General features: G+C 44.9%; 9 protein-coding genes. 5 read left to right on the top strand and 4 right to left on the bottom strand.

The window, feature by feature from the left end; all coding sequences use genetic code 11:
• Nucleotides 1-216: 216 nt before the first annotated feature.
• From GL182_RS05195 to GL182_RS05185, 3 genes are read left to right on the top strand one after another with little or no spacing between them, the layout of a single operon-like run.
• Entirely contained in the window at nt 217-3,258 is a 3,042-nt protein-coding gene (locus GL182_RS05195; protein WP_240469633.1) for a PSD1 and planctomycete cytochrome C domain-containing protein, read from the top strand.
• A gap of 25 nt (nt 3,259-3,283) precedes the next feature.
• Nucleotides 3,284-4,702: a DUF1501 domain-containing protein gene (locus GL182_RS05190; protein WP_240469632.1), complete on the top strand. Its 1,419-nt coding sequence runs from the start codon at nt 3,284-3,286 to the stop codon at nt 4,700-4,702.
• Between the two features lie 2 nt (nt 4,703-4,704).
• Complete coding sequence (locus GL182_RS05185; protein ID WP_163378561.1) at nt 4,705-5,157, top strand: DUF1569 domain-containing protein; 453 nt, start codon at nt 4,705-4,707, stop codon at nt 5,155-5,157.
• An 89-nt stretch (nt 5,158-5,246) separates the two neighbouring features.
• Here the strand turns inward: GL182_RS05185 and GL182_RS05180 are convergent, their stop codons facing one another.
• The 4 genes from GL182_RS05180 to GL182_RS05165 all read right to left on the bottom strand — a co-directional run bounded on the left by GL182_RS05180 (nt 5,247) and on the right by GL182_RS05165 (nt 9,739).
• Nucleotides 5,247-6,128: a bile acid:sodium symporter family protein gene (locus tag GL182_RS05180; RefSeq protein WP_163378559.1), complete on the bottom strand. Its 882-nt coding sequence runs from the start codon at nt 6,126-6,128 to the stop codon at nt 5,247-5,249.
• Between the two features lie 156 nt (nt 6,129-6,284).
• The gene (locus GL182_RS05175) at nt 6,285-7,361 is read right to left on the bottom strand and encodes a fatty acid desaturase family protein (protein ID WP_163378558.1); all 1,077 of its coding nucleotides are present in this window, start codon (nt 7,359-7,361) and stop codon (nt 6,285-6,287) included.
• A gap of 145 nt (nt 7,362-7,506) precedes the next feature.
• A complete protein-coding gene (locus GL182_RS05170) occupies nt 7,507-8,781 on the bottom strand; it encodes an ADP-ribosylglycohydrolase family protein (RefSeq protein ID WP_163378556.1) in 1,275 nt (424 codons plus the stop codon).
• On the bottom strand, nt 8,768-9,739 hold the full coding sequence (locus GL182_RS05165; protein WP_163378554.1) for a phosphotransferase: 972 nt from the start codon (nt 9,737-9,739) through the stop codon (nt 8,768-8,770). Before GL182_RS05165 ends, GL182_RS05170 begins: the two co-directional genes overlap by 14 nt.
• A 135-nt stretch (nt 9,740-9,874) precedes the next feature.
• Here GL182_RS05165 and GL182_RS05160 point away from each other — a divergent pair, with 135 nt between their 5' ends.
• Together GL182_RS05160 and GL182_RS05155 are read left to right on the top strand one after the other, a co-directional pair.
• Nucleotides 9,875-12,823: an FAD-binding and (Fe-S)-binding domain-containing protein gene (locus GL182_RS05160; protein WP_163378552.1), complete on the top strand. Its 2,949-nt coding sequence runs from the start codon at nt 9,875-9,877 to the stop codon at nt 12,821-12,823.
• Nucleotides 12,824-13,510: 687 nt separating this feature from the next.
• The gene (locus GL182_RS05155; RefSeq protein WP_163378550.1) at nt 13,511-15,496 is read left to right on the top strand and encodes a hypothetical protein; all 1,986 of its coding nucleotides are present in this window, start codon (nt 13,511-13,513) and stop codon (nt 15,494-15,496) included.
• Nucleotides 15,497-15,586 lie beyond the last annotated feature (90 nt).

Genomic DNA, 15,586 nt, shown 5'->3' with positions numbered 1-15,586 from the left:
CAGGCTAAATAGTCCGAATGCCGACCTTGCAGGAAGTTTACCACTAACAGAAAATCACACAACCATCGAAGTGATTGGCACCGGTAAACTAAGTACTCATTAAGACCCAACAAGTACCATTGGTTAAACAAGTAAATGTCAACCTTTGTTTAGAATTTTATCTCCTTCTATTGAAATTGTTGTGAATATGACTAAATTTAAAATAAAGTATTTTAATTGGTATTGAAGGATATGTTATTGCATGCTGTAGGCAGAAAATGGATACAAGTCTTTGGCCCGCTGTTGATTTTTATCATGGGACTGCTGGTGTTTTTTTCTTGCCAAAGAAATGAATTGGCGGAAGAGATGCCTGCCCAGGTTGATTTCAATTACCATATCAAGCCCATTTTGGTCCAAAAATGTTATTTGTGTCACGGACCAGATCCCAGCAGCCGGGAAGCAGGATTACGGTTGGATGTACCAGAAGGTGCTACCAAACTTCTGGAAAGTGGGCACGCTGCTATCGTTCCGGGATCAGCCTCCAAAAGCAACTTATTGGACCGCATTACCCAGAATGATCCCGAGCTGAGGATGCCACCCCCTTCATCCAAACTGGAATTAAGCGAAAAAGAGATCGCTTTATTAAAGAAATGGGTTGCTCAGGGAGCCGAATACCAGCCCCATTGGTCGTTTATACCCCCAAAGATGCAGCAGGAACACGAAGCTATTCCTACCCACCAAATCATCGATGGGTTGCTCGATAAAAAAATTCAGGAATCCGCCATTAGCGCCAGTGAGCGGGCAGATAAATACAGCTTGCTCAGGCGGCTTTCTTTAGTATTGACGGGCTTGCCTCCCGATCCGGAAATCATTCATTCATTTGTCGCCAATGAGGATCCAAAGGCCTACGAGCAATTGGTGGATCAATACTTACAGAGCCCGGCTTTTGGGGAAAAATGGGCCAGCCACTGGATGGATGTGGTCCGGTATGCGGAAACCAAAGGTCACGAATTCGATTATGAGATTCAGGGAGCCTGGAAATACAGGGATTATTTGATCCGTGCATTTAATGCAGATGTACCCTATGATCAATTGGTAAGGGAACACCTGATGGGTGACCTTCTGCCCGTACCCAGGATAGATCCGGAAACAGGCCATAATGAGTCGGTGATTGCTACCCTGTTTTTGACCATGACAGAGGGAACCCATAGCCCGGTGGACACCAAAAAGGATGAGGCAGACCGCATTGACAACATGATTGACGTGATTGGTAAAAGTTTCCAGGGACTAACGGTAGCCTGCTCCAGGTGTCATGACCACAAGTTTGACCCCATTCCCACTTCAGATTATTATGCTTTATATGGTATATTGGGTAGTACCCGTTTTAGCCCGGTACCCCTGGGAGATACCCAAATGAAAACTTCCAAAATTAAAGAAGCGCATCAGCTCAAACGACAAATTAAAGAAATGCTTGCAGCCTCCTGGAAGGGGCAGTCGCAGGATTCTGTGCCGGTATTTTTTGTACATGACCAATCACCGGCTGAGGACAAGGGTATTGAAAAAAACGTTAAGGTATTGGGTGATTTCAGGGGGCAGGATTTTGACGGCTGGCTGGCCGATGGCTGGGCTTTTGGTCAAAGTACCACTCTGGGGGATCCTTTAATCAAAACCGGTACTGGTCAGTTAGTGGGCTTGAGTCCGGGGATGGCTTCGAGCAGGAAATTCGGACCCGGAAAATACGGTGCCCTGAGGTCAGGAAATTTCACCTTGGAAAATAAGCACCTGGGGGTCAGGGCAAGAGGAAAAGGGGGCAGTATCCGCCTGGTAATGGACAATTTTCAACTGATCAGCTATCCCATCTATGGAGGACTTGACCAGAAAGTCAATGAGGAAGAGTGGAAAAACTACGTCTTTGATGTAGGGGACTGGCTGGGGCATGAGGCCTATATTGAAATATTACCAGGCAGATATGTCCGCCATCAATACGAACAGGATCAGGAGGCTTACATTGAGGCAGCTTATGCCATTGCCTATGATGAATCCTGGCTAACTCCCCCCCTGGATAGCCACTCAACAGCAGGTTCCCTATCCGGTATGCTTGATAGCTGGCAGGCAGGAAATAGCAGGATAAACGAGGTGACTTATATTAATAAAGGCATTGAAGATGGAAATCTTGAAACTGAGTTTCCGGACTTGGTTAATTTGGTGTTGAGAAAAGACTTGCTACAGGCTTCAGTTGCTGACAGTATATTTATTCAGGGAGTGGCAGATGGATTGGCCAGAGAAAGCCCTGTATTCAACAGGGGAAATCACCTTGATACGGGGAATAAAGTAGTGGAAAGGAGTTTTCTTTCCGAAATATTGGACTGGCAAAACCCCATACAAACAAAGGGAAGCGGAAGAGCTAAAATGACGGAAACCATTCTGGATCCTAAAAATCCCCTAACGGCCAGGGTAATGGTGAACCGGATTTGGTATCATGTCTTCGGTAAGGGATTGGTAGAAACCGTGGATAACTTTGGCTTGCAGGGAAAGCTACCCAGTCATCCTGAGTTGCTGGATTTCTTGGCTATAAAATTCCAGGAAGAAAATTGGTCTGTCAAAAAGATGATTAAGGCCATGGTCATGACTGAGGCCTTCCAAAGGAGCACAGAAAAAAATGGGAGGGATTTAGATCCTGAAAATATCTATTTGGCGCATTATCCTGTAAGGCGTTTGGAGGCTGAAGCCATTAGAGATGCCATGCTTTTTTCCTCCGGAGCATTGGATAGCAGCCTACAGGGTCCACCTGTTCCGGTATATTTGACCTCTTTTATGCAAGGCAGGGGAAGGCCAGGAAAATCCGGTCCCCTGGACGGGGCAGGTCGCAGGTCCATCTACCTGGAGGTCCGGAGAAATTTTCTTGACAGGATGATGATGGCTTTTGACCGTCCCACGCCATTTACCACATTTGGCAGGAGGGATGTAACCAATGTTCCGGCGCAGTCTCTTTTTTTGATGAACGATCCTTTTGTTGCGGAGCAGGCCGAGATTATGGCAAAATCCCTGATTGCTGCTCCCGGATTAAGTACAGCGCAACGAATTAATGAGGCATACTTGCGTGCTTTTTCCCGGCCTGCCTCAGAATTTGAGCGAGAGAAGGGGCTGACTTTTCTTCGGGAAATAGGTGATTCCCTCGAATCACCGGATGGCATTCCTTCCGAAGAAAAACAAATTCAGGTTTGGAAAGAATATTGTCATGCCTTGTTCAATATGAAATCATTTATCTATTTAATGTAGTCCCATGAACAAACATAAACCCCTAATGAATCAAGCATTGAGCCGCAGGAAGATGCTGGAAATTTGCAGGTGTGGCTTTGGATCGATGGCTTTGATGGGCATGATGGGATCCCTGGCTTCTGCCTGTAAATCCCCTGACAAGGGTTCCCGGGATTTGCTATCTCAACTGGCGCATTCCCCTCATTATTTACCAAAGGCAAAAAACATCATTTTTCTTTACATGGATGGAGGCGTGTCCCAGGTGGACTCCTTCGATCCAAAGCCCAGGTTGGCCAAAGAGAATGGGCAGGATCCAAAATTCAAAATAGATGCGACTCAGTTTAATAATAACGGCAAAATACTTCAAAGTCCCTGGGCTTTTAAACGTTATGGTGAGTCTGGGATGGCTGTGAGCGAACTTTTTCCTCAGGTTGCTACCTGTGTGGATGACCTGGCACTGATCCGTTCCATGGTATCTAATTTTCCGGAACATACCAATGCGAATTATTTTTTGCATACCGGAAGCGGTCTGCAGGGACGTCCCAGCATGGGGGCCTGGATCAATTATGGTTTGGGCTCAGAAAACAGTAATTTACCGGGTTATGTGGTGCTGGATGGCGGTTTGGTGCCTCCCGGAGGCGTAGATAACTTTAAAAATGGTTTTTTACCGGCTGATTTCCAAGCTTCTATTATGAAAACCGGAAGCATGCCCGTTGCCAATATTAAGTCTGATAACAGCCTGTCTGCCCAACAAAGAAAGAAATTAGATTTCATCCATCAAATGGATGATAAAAATGCAGGCAAATCAGACGAGTTGGAGGCAGCGATCAGGAATTATGAACTTGCCTATCAAATGCAGTCATCTGTTCCTGAATTGACGGAGTTCAAATCGGAGACCAAAGCTACCCGGGAATTGTATGGTTTATTTGATGAAGATCCCCATACACGGAATTACGGTGCCCAATGCCTGATGGCTCGCAGGTTGGTGGAAAGAGGGGTGAGGTTTGTGGAGCTGACCTGCCCAAGTCTCGATGGTATTGACCGCTGGGACCAACACCATAACCTTAAGGATGGACATGAACGGAATGCCCACGCAGTAGACAAGCCCATTGCAGGATTGTTAAAGGACCTCAAATCCAGGGGTCTTTTGGAAGAGACCCTGGTGGTTTGGACCGGTGAGTTTGGGCGTACGCCTTTTGCCCAGGGTATGGATGGCAGGGACCATAATCCTTCAGCATTTAGCATGTGGATGGCGGGGGCAGGGATAAAAGGAGGCACCATTTATGGTCAGACGGATGAATATGGATACAGGGTAGTAGAAAATCCCGTTACCATTCACGACCTGCATGCTACCATGCTTCACCTACTGGGGGTAGATCACAAATTACTTACTTATCACTTTGGAGGCAGGGATTTTAGATTGACCGATGTGCATGGTCGGGTAATTAAGGATGTTTTGACGTAGCTATGAAGCAAAGCGTCCTGGATAGTTCAGCAGTGGCCGGTTTAATGGTGCGGGTAGCTCCCCTTACTGCCCTAACCAAACCCTCCTGGGGTAGGATGAATGCTACCGAAATGCTTCACCACTGTAATTTGGCTAACCAAAGAATTCTGGCCTGGAACAAACCGGTCCTACCAGGAAGTTTCAAGCAAAAAGCATTAAAATTTCTAATCCTCCGTATTTTACCCTGGTTTCCCAAAAATGTCAAAACGGCTGCCCCATTTGAAACCAAAGGGAAAATAAAACCGGAGGTATTTGAGGAGGAGAAATTACTTTTTGTCTCCTGTTTACAGCAATTTGCAGCACCGGGTCAGGTCTTTACAGCCCCACATCCTTTTTTTGGCCCCCTGAATACCCAAGAATGGGGAAAGGTGGTTTGGCTGCATATGGACCATCACCTCAGGCAATTTGGGTTATAGGAGGAAATAGGTAAGCTTCATTGAGTCTGCATTGGAAACGTTTCCCAGGAGAAAGATTTACTGTTATTTAAGTCATAAAAAAACGGGTATTACCCTTTCGCGTTTACCAATCCGCCCTTGTCCATTTTTCCAGAGATGGACACAATCAGGATAGAGGCCACGAACATGATCAAGCTGTAAATAACGACAGGTATGGACATGGCTGAATTCTGCAATAAGGTAGCAGCAATCATGATACCTAAGGTACCATTTTGAATGCCGGATTCGATGCTGATCGCCAATTGTTGCGGCACTGGAAGTGTCAATAGCCGAGAAAATAGTAGGGATAGTCCAAACGTGAGTACATTCAGCAATAAAGTTACCGGCCCAGCTACGGCAAAGAAGTTAACGATTTGATCCTTTTCGTTTAAGATAGCTCCTCCCACGACCAAAACGAAAAATAAGATGGAAGCAATCCGAACGGGCCGGTCCGCCTTTTGTGCCATTGCTGCAAAACGGTGTTTTAGCCACATGCCAATGGCGACAGGAACCAAGGTTACTCCAGTAATCCGAAGTACGGTAGGGATAAAGGGGAGGGAAACACTCCCTTCTTCCCCAAAATAAACAATGGAAAAATTAACCAATAAGGGAATGGTGAAAATGGTTATCACCGAACTCATAGCGGTCAGACTAATGGACAAAGCCGTATCTCCTTTACTCAAGTGGGTGATCATGTTGGAGGTGGGTCCGCCGGGGCAGCAAGCTATGATCATAATCCCCACCGCCATCGTTCCTTTCAGTCCGAAACTCAAGATCAAAAAAAAACCGAGTACCGGTAATAATACCAATTGACAAAACAATCCCAAGACCATGGCCTTGGGATATCTAAAAATGTTTTTAAAATCGCCAAGGTTTAAGCTTAGACCCATCCCCAGCATGATAAATGCCAGTGCTAAGGGTAAAAAAGCGGTGGTTATCAGATTACTTTCCATTTGGGTCTCTTTAGAAGTATACTTCTTCCTAACCAAATCAGGCTATGAAAGTTAGCAAACGGAGTATTGAAAAATGTTTGAAATATACTTAAATTTAGCAAAAGTCCATTTCATGATAACACCAATTGGGTGTAAGCCTGTTTCAATCAAATACTATCATTTTCTTCCCGCTTTCTTCAGAAAGTTATAATGTGATTTTAGCGCTGAGGCAAAGCTCTTATTTTCATGATAGGGCAGGCCAAATTCCTGAGCGGTTTCTTTGACAATCCCTGAGATTTGCGGGTAGTGGATATGGCAAATTTTTGGGAACAAATGGTGTTCTACCTGCAAATTCAAGCCCCCGCAAAGGAAGGTGGTCAAGCGGCTTTTTCGGGCGAAATTAGCCGTGGTTTTCATCTGATGTACTGCCCAGGCATCTTCAATATTTTCTTCCTCCCCGGGATTGGGAAATTCGGTTTGCTCAACAAGATGAGCCAATTGAAATACCAATCCTAGAACCAATCCCTCAGCAAAATTCAATGCCAGAAAACCAATCAAAAACTGCCACCAGGTAATATCCATCACGATCAATGGCACTATGATAAAAAGACTGTAATAGAGCAGCTTATAGAAGAAAAGGTTGAAATATTCGATTTTAGGATGTTTGTTCTCATGTTTTCCTATCCGCTTCTGAAAGAACTTTTTATAATCCTTTCTGAAAAACCAGGATATGGAGGCCAGAGAATAAAGAAAAAAAGCATAGATGTGCTGAAACCGATGGATGGGATGGTACTTCTCCTCAGGAGAAACCCTGACAATCCCGGGTGCTACTTCAAGATCTCCGTCATGGCCAACAATATTGGTATAGGTATGGTGTATTTTATTGTGGGTTATTTTCCAAACATATACGTTTGCTCCAATGATATTGAAAAGAAAACCCAACGAACTATTGACCCATTTTTTTGAAGAATAGGATCCGTGCAGGGCATCATGGCAAATATTGAAGCCAATGAATGCCATGTTCATGCCCAAAGCAATGGCCAGCAACAGGGAAACCCAGGAAGGAAACACTTCCAACAAAATGGTCAGATAAAGGCCTGCAAAGGTAACCAGATAGGTGATAGTTTTGAGTACCATGGACCCATTGGCGCGCTTGGAGATTTCATTGGTATCAAAATACCGGTCCACTCTTTGTCTGACTGTAGCGAAAAAACCTGAATTATTTTTATCTATGAATTTTAGAGGTAATGACATATTAACGATTTATATCCCTGATAAATGGGATTTCCAAATTTTACATAATTAAAACAAATTTTTTTAGTAAATAATTTAAAAAACATCCATTATTTAGAAAAAAATCTTTAGAGTCACCTGTTTGGGTTAGCTGTAACTAAGACTATCATTTCATCCCGTATAGTGCTTGTATCTTTGCCGCTTGATTTTCTGCCAACCCATTTAAATCTATATCCAGCAAGTCTTGATTGACAGAGATAACCTGGTGTTTCATGGTATCAGGAAGCTTCTCAAAACCATGAAAGGCTCCTAAAATGGCTCCGGCAATGGCAGCAGTGGTATCATTGTCCCGGCCAAAATTAACCAGAAAGACCAGGGTGTTTTGAAAGTCAAAATCACTAAACAACATGGCAGTGAGCACTTGCAGGTGAATCTCTCCTGCATGGAAGGGCATGTCCTGCAAATGTTCATCCAAAAGATAAAAAGCTTCCTCGATGGCTTCCTTTGTCGGTTCGCCCGGCTCGTTTAATCCGTTTTCAAAGGACATCTGGCCTTTGGCCTCTTCTACAATAGAAAGGGCAGTTTGCAGGATGCGATAACTACTTCTACCTACCAACCGGCTTTTGAAGTAGTTTTCAGGATCTATCCCTCGCAGCACCTCCAGCATTGCGGCTGGTTTACCATCTGCGGTCATGGCTGCTGCAGTCATGGCAGCCGATAAAGCACTGATGTCCTTGGCATAACCCAGGTCAAACAAGCTCAGGTTGAAAGCCTGCTCATAGGCTTTTTCGGGTTGACCGGGATACAAAGTGCCCAGGGCCGGAGCATAAAGCAAACCGGCACAAACCATTTCTCCTCCATAGAATTTTCCCAACGCTTTTTGGTAAGCCATCAGGTCATTGTCCATCAAAGGCTGGGATACTTTGTACCACTCCTGCAGCCACAATACCCTGAGATTAGCATATTCCAGGGCCTCGGTCTGTTCGGGTTGAAGGGTCTTAAAATCTTCAAAATACATTTCATATTCATTCAGGATATGCTCTGAAAATCCGATGGGATCAAGTTCCAGGCTTTGCTGTTTATCCAGATATTCAAAGACCAGCTTTTTCCACCGGGTATCATCGGTCGTGCCTCCGGCCGGTAAATTCACCTTCCAGGTACCTTCAGGGGAAACTTCACGGACCATATCATCCAGTGACGTGACCCAACCATATTCCCTGTTAATGGCATCGCGGCTCCACATCTCGGTAGGTGCTCCCATGGCATCCCCAATCGCACTTCCAATAAGCATTCCCTTTACCTTGTCCTCCAGTTGAGTTTTGTCGATACTTAATGTGAAAGGTATATCTTCAGACTTTTCTGGTTTTTCACGGGGCTGATTTTCAGTACTGCAGGCACTGATCCCTAAAAGCAACAGAAAAATAAGTTTAAAATTGTTCATATACGAGTAGATCAATGGCATCATGAGTTAGCTTTTCTTTCTCCGGTAAAGTTAATGATAAGGGCAGTTGGGCAAGACCAAATATCCGGCGCAATATTTCTGCCCCTGTATACTGGGAGAGCAATTGGGTGTTTAGCGGATAGGTTTTGAGTATGTCCGCAATCATGGGTTCGGAAACCTGAGCCATTTTAAGATGTGCCAGCATCACAGACAGATCAAATTCCGGATCACCCATAAAAGCAAATTCGGTATCAATGACCTTCATTCCTTCAGCCGTTTGCAGCCAGCTTCCGGGATAAAAATCCCCATGTATCAGGTGTTTTCCTTGGCGCAGGTACCTTTCTCCCAATGATTTGATTTTATTTAGCAATGGCTGTTGACTTTTTACTGTCCGGGCCAAGTCTTGCAGGCCGGGTTGGATTTGATCCAGGTCAATTCCATTGTCCTTCTGATAGGGGAGTACAAAGATGTGCTGGTGGTTGAGCTCTCGCATTTTCCTATTTTCCGGAAAATCTGAAAGAGGTATTTGGTGCAGTCTTTTAAGGTACTGCAGCAACGCTGTCACACGACCCCATTCCAGAATTTCAGGCTGCCGGTAAATGTCCAGGTAATCCTTACCGCCTTTCAAATAAGCCAGTGCCAGCAGCCAGTTCGATTTATCAAAGCCCAGTATTTTAGGAGAGAAGGAAGCCAGGACCTCATCCTTTGCGAGGGTCTGGTAAAAGGTATATTCAATTCCGGTCCTTTCTCTGGGTGCAGGCACCTGGGGGTATTTGGCTACAAAGTCCCTGGACTGCTTCAATACAAATGATCGCTTTTCTGTTTTAATGACTAGCGTGATGTTCATGTTTCCTTCTCCGGCTTTTTCACTGCTGATTACCATTTCATCCGGGTGAAGCATTCCAATTTTACGTAAATGATCAATTTGTACCTGGTCAAGAGGGGCTTGTAGTAACATTATCTTTTGGGTGAATGAAAAGCATGTGTAAGGAACTTCAAAAATAGAAACCAAAATTGAATCAACTGTGCTTTTATTGAAATAAAATCCCCGCTGCCAGTTCATTTCTAGCATTAACTGTTATATTTTTGATCCATGAGTAAAGATACAAAGGACTTTAATTCCCTTTTGAAGCGTTTGGCAGGAGAGTTGGACGGGGAACTGCATTTCGACAGTTTAATGAAAACCTTATATGCTACTGATGCATCGGTTTACCGTTCGCTCCCTCTGGCCGTGGCCCTGCCAAAGAATACTTCTGATATTAAAAAGCTGATTCAGTTTGCTGCTGAAAACGAAACCTCGTTGATCCCACGTACAGCAGGGACTTCCCTTGCGGGCCAATGTGTGGGTGAAGGGATAGTGTTGGATGTTTCCAAATACCTGAACAAAGTAATAGAATTCAATAAAAACGAAGGCTGGATCCGGGTGCAACCGGGCGTGGTTCGGAATGAGCTCAACAACTACCTCAAAGATCACGGATACTTCTTTAGTCCCATTACCAGTACAGCTTCCCGGGCTATGATTGGAGGGATGGTAGGCAACAACAGTTGTGGGACCACGTCCATAGTCTATGGAAGTACCCGCGAACATGTCATGGAATTGAAAGTCCTGCTCAGCGATGGGTCGGAGGTCATGTTTAAACCCATGAGTCCGGATGATTTTGCGTTGAAGTGTAAACAGGATGACAAAGAAGGAGCGCTTTACCGACATATACGCCAAGAGCTGGGTAATCCCGATATTCAGAAAAACATCCGGGAACATTTTCCGAAAGCCAGTATCCACAGAAGAAATACGGGATATGCCGTAGATTATCTATTGGAATCTCAATTGTTTTCTTCCTCAAATGATCCTTTTGATTTTTGTAAACTGCTTTGCGGATCTGAGGGTACACTGGCAATTACCACTGAAATTAAAATTCACCTGGATCCCTTGCCGGATCCCTGTGATATAGTGGTTGCCGCTCATTTCAATAGCATACATGAAAGCATGAAAGCGGCACAGGTGGCCATGAAATATACGCCTACGGCTGTGGAACTGATGGATAAAATCATTCTGGATTGTACGAAGGAGAATGTAGAGCAAAGTAAAAACCGCGATTTTGTAGAAGGAGACCCCAAGGCCATTTTGATGGTTGAATTCAGGGGAAAAACCATAGCTGAAGCCCGGGAACAGGGACTGGTATTTGTGGATGCGCTTAAAGAGGTAGGGCTGGGATATGCCTATCCGGTCATCGGTCCTGAGCGGACCAGCAGTGCCTGGGAGCTTAGAAGTGCTGGCCTTGGCCTCCTGGCCAATATTCCGGGCGATAAAAAAGCAGTGGCCTGCATCGAGGATACTGCAGTGGATATCGATGACCTGGCTGCCTATATTGATGAATTTGCAGAAATCATGAAAGGGTTTGGGCAGGAGCCGGTCTATTATGCCCATGCAGGAGCCGGAGAGATCCATCTTCGACCTATCCTTGACCTAAAAAAGGCCAAAGATGTGGAAGAATTTTATCAAATCAGCGAAGCCAGTGCGAAACTGGTCAAGAAGTACCATGGATCACTCAGTGGGGAACACGGTGACGGCCGGGTAAGGGCTGCCTTTATCCCTATGATGGTGGGGCAGGATAATTATGAGCTCTTCAAAAGATTGAAAGCTACCTGGGATCCCAAAGGAATTTTTAATCCGGGAAAAATTGTGGATGCGCCTCCCATGAATACCTCCCTGAGGTATGAACCGGATATGGTTACCCCTGAGCATGAGACCAAATTTGATTTCAGCCATGTGGGAGGAATCCTGCGCATGGCGGAGAAATGCAATGGCTCAGGTGATTGCAGGAAATTGCCCAATTCAGGTGGAGGCACCATGTGTCCCAGCTTCCAGGCCACGCGCTATGAAAAGGATACTACCCGGGGAAGGGCCAACACCCTCAGGGAGTTTTTAACCAACAGCAATAAGTCCAATCCTTTTGATCACCCTGAAATCAAAGAGGTAATGGACCTGTGTCTTTCCTGCAAGGGCTGTACCTCGGAGTGTCCTTCTAATGTGGACATGGCCACTCTCAAAGCAGAATTCCAATACCAATACCACAAATCCAATGGGGTACCGCTGAGGTCCAGGGCATTTGCCTACATCAATAAATTGAATGGTCTGGGGAGTTTGGTTCCCGGTATAGCTAATTTTTTCCTCTCCAACGGGACCACAGGTGCGGGATTGAAAAAAATGCTTGATGTAGCACCGGAACGGAACCTGCCTGCCATCAGCAAACAATCCTTGCGGCAATGGTATAAGAAGGAATATCCCCGGTTAAAAGGAAAGGAAATCATCAAAACAGTCTACTTTTTTTGTGATGAATTTACCAACCACAATGATACGGCCACCGGAATTAAAGCCATCCAGTTGCTCAGGCATTTGGGTTATGGCGTAAAGATGGTGGAACATGCGGAAAGTGGGAGGGGAGCCCTTTCAAAAGGGCTTCTGGATTATGCTCAGAAAGTTGCAGAAAAGAATGTGAGGGTATTTTCGGAGCTGGTGGACGCAGAGCACCCCCTCATAGGTTTGGAACCATCAGCTATTCTTAGTTTCAGGGATGAATATCCAAGACTGGTAGACAAAGGGTTACGGGAAAAGGCCAAGTCCCTGAAGTTTCACTGCGAAATGATTGATGAGTTTCTGGCCAAGGAAATCATTGCTGGAAATATTGATAGTCAGTCATTTATTACTGATAAAAAGCAGGTCAGTCTTCACGGGCATTGTCACCAAAAGGCATTGTCCTCCGTCAATTATTCCAGAAAAATACTGGAACTGCCCCAAAATTATAAGGTAAAGGTAATCCCCTCCGGATGTTGTGGCATGGCAGGATCATTTGGATATGAAAAGGAGCATTATGCCTTGAGCATGCAGATAGGGGAAATGGTATTGTTTCCGGCAGTACGGGAGGCGGAGGAAGATGCGCTGATCGCAGCTCCGGGTACCAGCTGCAGGCACCAGATTGCAGATGGCACAGGGAGAAAGGCCCTGCATCCGGTGGAAATTTTATTTGATGCTTTGAAAAGATAAATCTATGTTGAAAGCAGATTGGGAAAAGATCTGTTGGTAGGAGCCTTGAAGATTATTTACAGAATAAATAAGGATAAGGTATACGTCAATTTTTTTTAATACCCCTCCTAAGCCAGGGGAGATTAAAGGTTATATCATTATTAAATAGGTAAACTTATTCCTTAAAATACGGTCTCACGTTTGTTTTTTTATAGGTCTTATTGAAACATTTTTTTCCCTGTTCTTGAAAGACAGTAATAAAATTTATTTGGTCTGGTACTCATTACCATGATTTGCTTTACTGATTAATTGTTTTTTTGAATACAAAATAGCGAACAATTTCCCATAATTGTTGAGTATTTCTCTGTTCTGTAGGGTGCGGATAAAAAATATTATTTTTTGATACAACCTTTTATATGCCAAATAATGGTCTTTAAATCTTATAAATTCCTGTTTAATCAAAGCCTGTTTCATGAATCTTTTTTGAAACATACAAATTTTGAATGGGGACTTAGAAATAGGTTGCTTTACAAAAAAAGTAATGAGAAAAAGGCAACACTCCCTTTTTAATCGAAGCTCATTTTTCAAAATAAAATGAATGTTCTCCGGGGCATTTTCATGGTGATTGCCATATTGACACTATTTGAATAAAGCTTTAGTCACATTGATCAGACCAGAAAAATTATTTTAAAATTTATAAAAAGTAAAATGAAGAAAAATCTACTCTTGCTAGCCCTTCTTTTTTTAGCTCCTTTTTTGATTCATGCCCAGGTAGGAATAGGAACAGAAAACCCTCATGTTTCTGCCGCTTTGGAAATTGAATCCAATGATAAGGGACTTTTAATACCCCGTTTAACCCAGGGACAAAGAAATGGAATCCAAAACCCAGCAGAGTCCTTATTGATTTACCAAATAGATGGTACAGCAGGATTTTATTTTTTTAATGGAAATATTTGGACCTTGCTTAAAAATCCGGTTCAACAAAATTCAGATTGGGAGGCAAATAGTGGAGAGACAGAAATTTTAAACAAACCTGATTTGTCAAAAGTGGCACTTTCAGGTAATTTCTCTGATCTCGATAATGTACCGGCGCTTGTCTTTGCATCGGATACATCCAAAATGCTATTGCCTTTTTTGACCCTGGCCAAGATTCAGCCATTTTTGGATTTAAAAGTAGATGAATCAGCCTTTGCATCAGAAATGGCTGCAACTAAAGCGGTAGCAGCAGCAAATTCAATTAATATCGCCTTAAAGGAGGATGCCGCCAATAAATCGGAGGATGTCTTATTGTCGGATGAGACGAACACAAAATTCCCGACCGAGCTGGCCGTAAAAACCTTTGTGGATGCCTCCGTTGCTGCCGGCAGTGAGGCCCTTTCTGAAGAGATAGACCGTGCCACTGCTGCCGAAATGCAACTGGCCGAAGACCTGGAAGCGGAAACGATCCGTGCCACAGGTGCTGAAAACACATTAACGACCAACCTCTCCACAGAAGCAAGCCGTGCCATGGCTGCCGAGGATAAGTTAACCGCTGATCTTTTTGCGGAAACAACCCGTGCCATTGATGCCGAGAATACATTAACCACAGATCTTGCCGCTGAAACCAGTCGGGCCAAAGATGCCGAAAATACATTGGCAACTGACCTAGCCACAGAAACGGCCCGAGCGATCGATGCTGAAGGAGTTCTGCAGTCTAATATAGAAACCGTACAGGAGGATGTGGATACCAACCAAACGGCCGCTGAAACGGCCATCGCCTTAAAAGAGGATGCGGCTAACAAATCGGAGGATGTTTTATTGTCGGATGAGACGAACACAAAATTCCCGACCGAATTGGCCGTCAAAACCTTTGTGAATGCTTCCGCTGCTGCCGGCAGTGAGGCGCTTTCTGAAGAGATAGACCGTGCCACTACTGCCGAAATGCAACTGGCCGAGGACCTGGAAGCAGAGATGCTCCGGGCAACAGACGCTGAAAATACACTGGCTGCTGACCTTGACGCCGAGACCACCCGTGCAACAGGTGCTGAAAACACCTTGACCGACAACCTTGCCTCCGAAGCAACCCGTGCCATGGCCGCCGAGGACAAACTGACCGCCGACCTTGCCACTGAAACAAGCCGGGCCATAGATGCGGAAAATACCTTGACCACCGGCCTTGCCGCAGAAACGACCCGTGCAACTACTGCCGAAGGTGTTTTGCAGGGCAACATAGAAACAGTTCAGGAGAATGTGGACACCAACAAAACGTCTGCCGAAACTGCGATAGCTTTAAAGGAAGATGCAGCCAACAAATCGTCCGACGTGACCCTGTCGGATGAGACGAACACAAAATTTCCGACCGAATTGGCCGTCAAAACCTTTGTGAATGCCTCCGCTGCTGCCGGCAGTGAGGCGCTTTCTGAAGAGATAGACCGAGCCACTGCTGCCGAAATGCAACTGGCCGAAGACCTGGAAGCAGAGATGCTCCGGGCAACAGACGCAGAAAATACACTGGCTATTGACCTTGCCACAGAAACGACTCGAGCGGTCAATGCTGAAGGAGTTCTCCAAGGCAGTATAGAAACGGTACAGGAGGATGTGGATGCCAACCAAACGGCTGCCGAAGCGGCCATTGCCTTAAAGGAGGATGCCGCCAATAAGTCGGACGATGTCCTATTGTCGGATGAGACGAACACAAAATTCCCGGTCGAGTAGGTAAAGGGGAATCCCACCCCTAAACCTCTCACAGAACCGTACGTGAACCTCTCAATTCATACGGCTCTTATTATGCAGTCGGTTATTAGT

It is taken from the genome of Cyclobacterium sp. SYSU L10401, from assembly GCF_010993705.1.
Classification (GTDB): domain Bacteria; phylum Bacteroidota; class Bacteroidia; order Cytophagales; family Cyclobacteriaceae; genus Cyclobacterium.
The sequence above is the reverse complement of the archived record's forward strand: the minus strand, read 5'-3'. Positions and strand labels throughout refer to the sequence as shown.

Coding starts and splice junctions, on each gene's coding strand:
- GL182_RS05165 (WP_163378554.1), bottom strand. CDS start 9,739: ATGTTACTACAAGCCCCTCTTGACCAGGTACAAATTGATCATTTACGT.
- GL182_RS05180 (WP_163378559.1), bottom strand. CDS start 6,128: ATGGAAAGTAATCTGATAACCACCGCTTTTTTACCCTTAGCACTGGCA.
- GL182_RS05170 (WP_163378556.1), bottom strand. CDS start 8,781: ATGAACAATTTTAAACTTATTTTTCTGTTGCTTTTAGGGATCAGTGCC.
- GL182_RS05185 (WP_163378561.1), top strand. CDS start 4,705: ATGAAGCAAAGCGTCCTGGATAGTTCAGCAGTGGCCGGTTTAATGGTG.
- GL182_RS05160 (WP_163378552.1), top strand. CDS start 9,875: ATGAGTAAAGATACAAAGGACTTTAATTCCCTTTTGAAGCGTTTGGCA.
- GL182_RS05190 (WP_240469632.1), top strand. CDS start 3,284: ATGAATCAAGCATTGAGCCGCAGGAAGATGCTGGAAATTTGCAGGTGT.
- GL182_RS05175 (WP_163378558.1), bottom strand. CDS start 7,361: ATGTCATTACCTCTAAAATTCATAGATAAAAATAATTCAGGTTTTTTC.
- GL182_RS05155 (WP_163378550.1), top strand. CDS start 13,511: ATGAAGAAAAATCTACTCTTGCTAGCCCTTCTTTTTTTAGCTCCTTTT.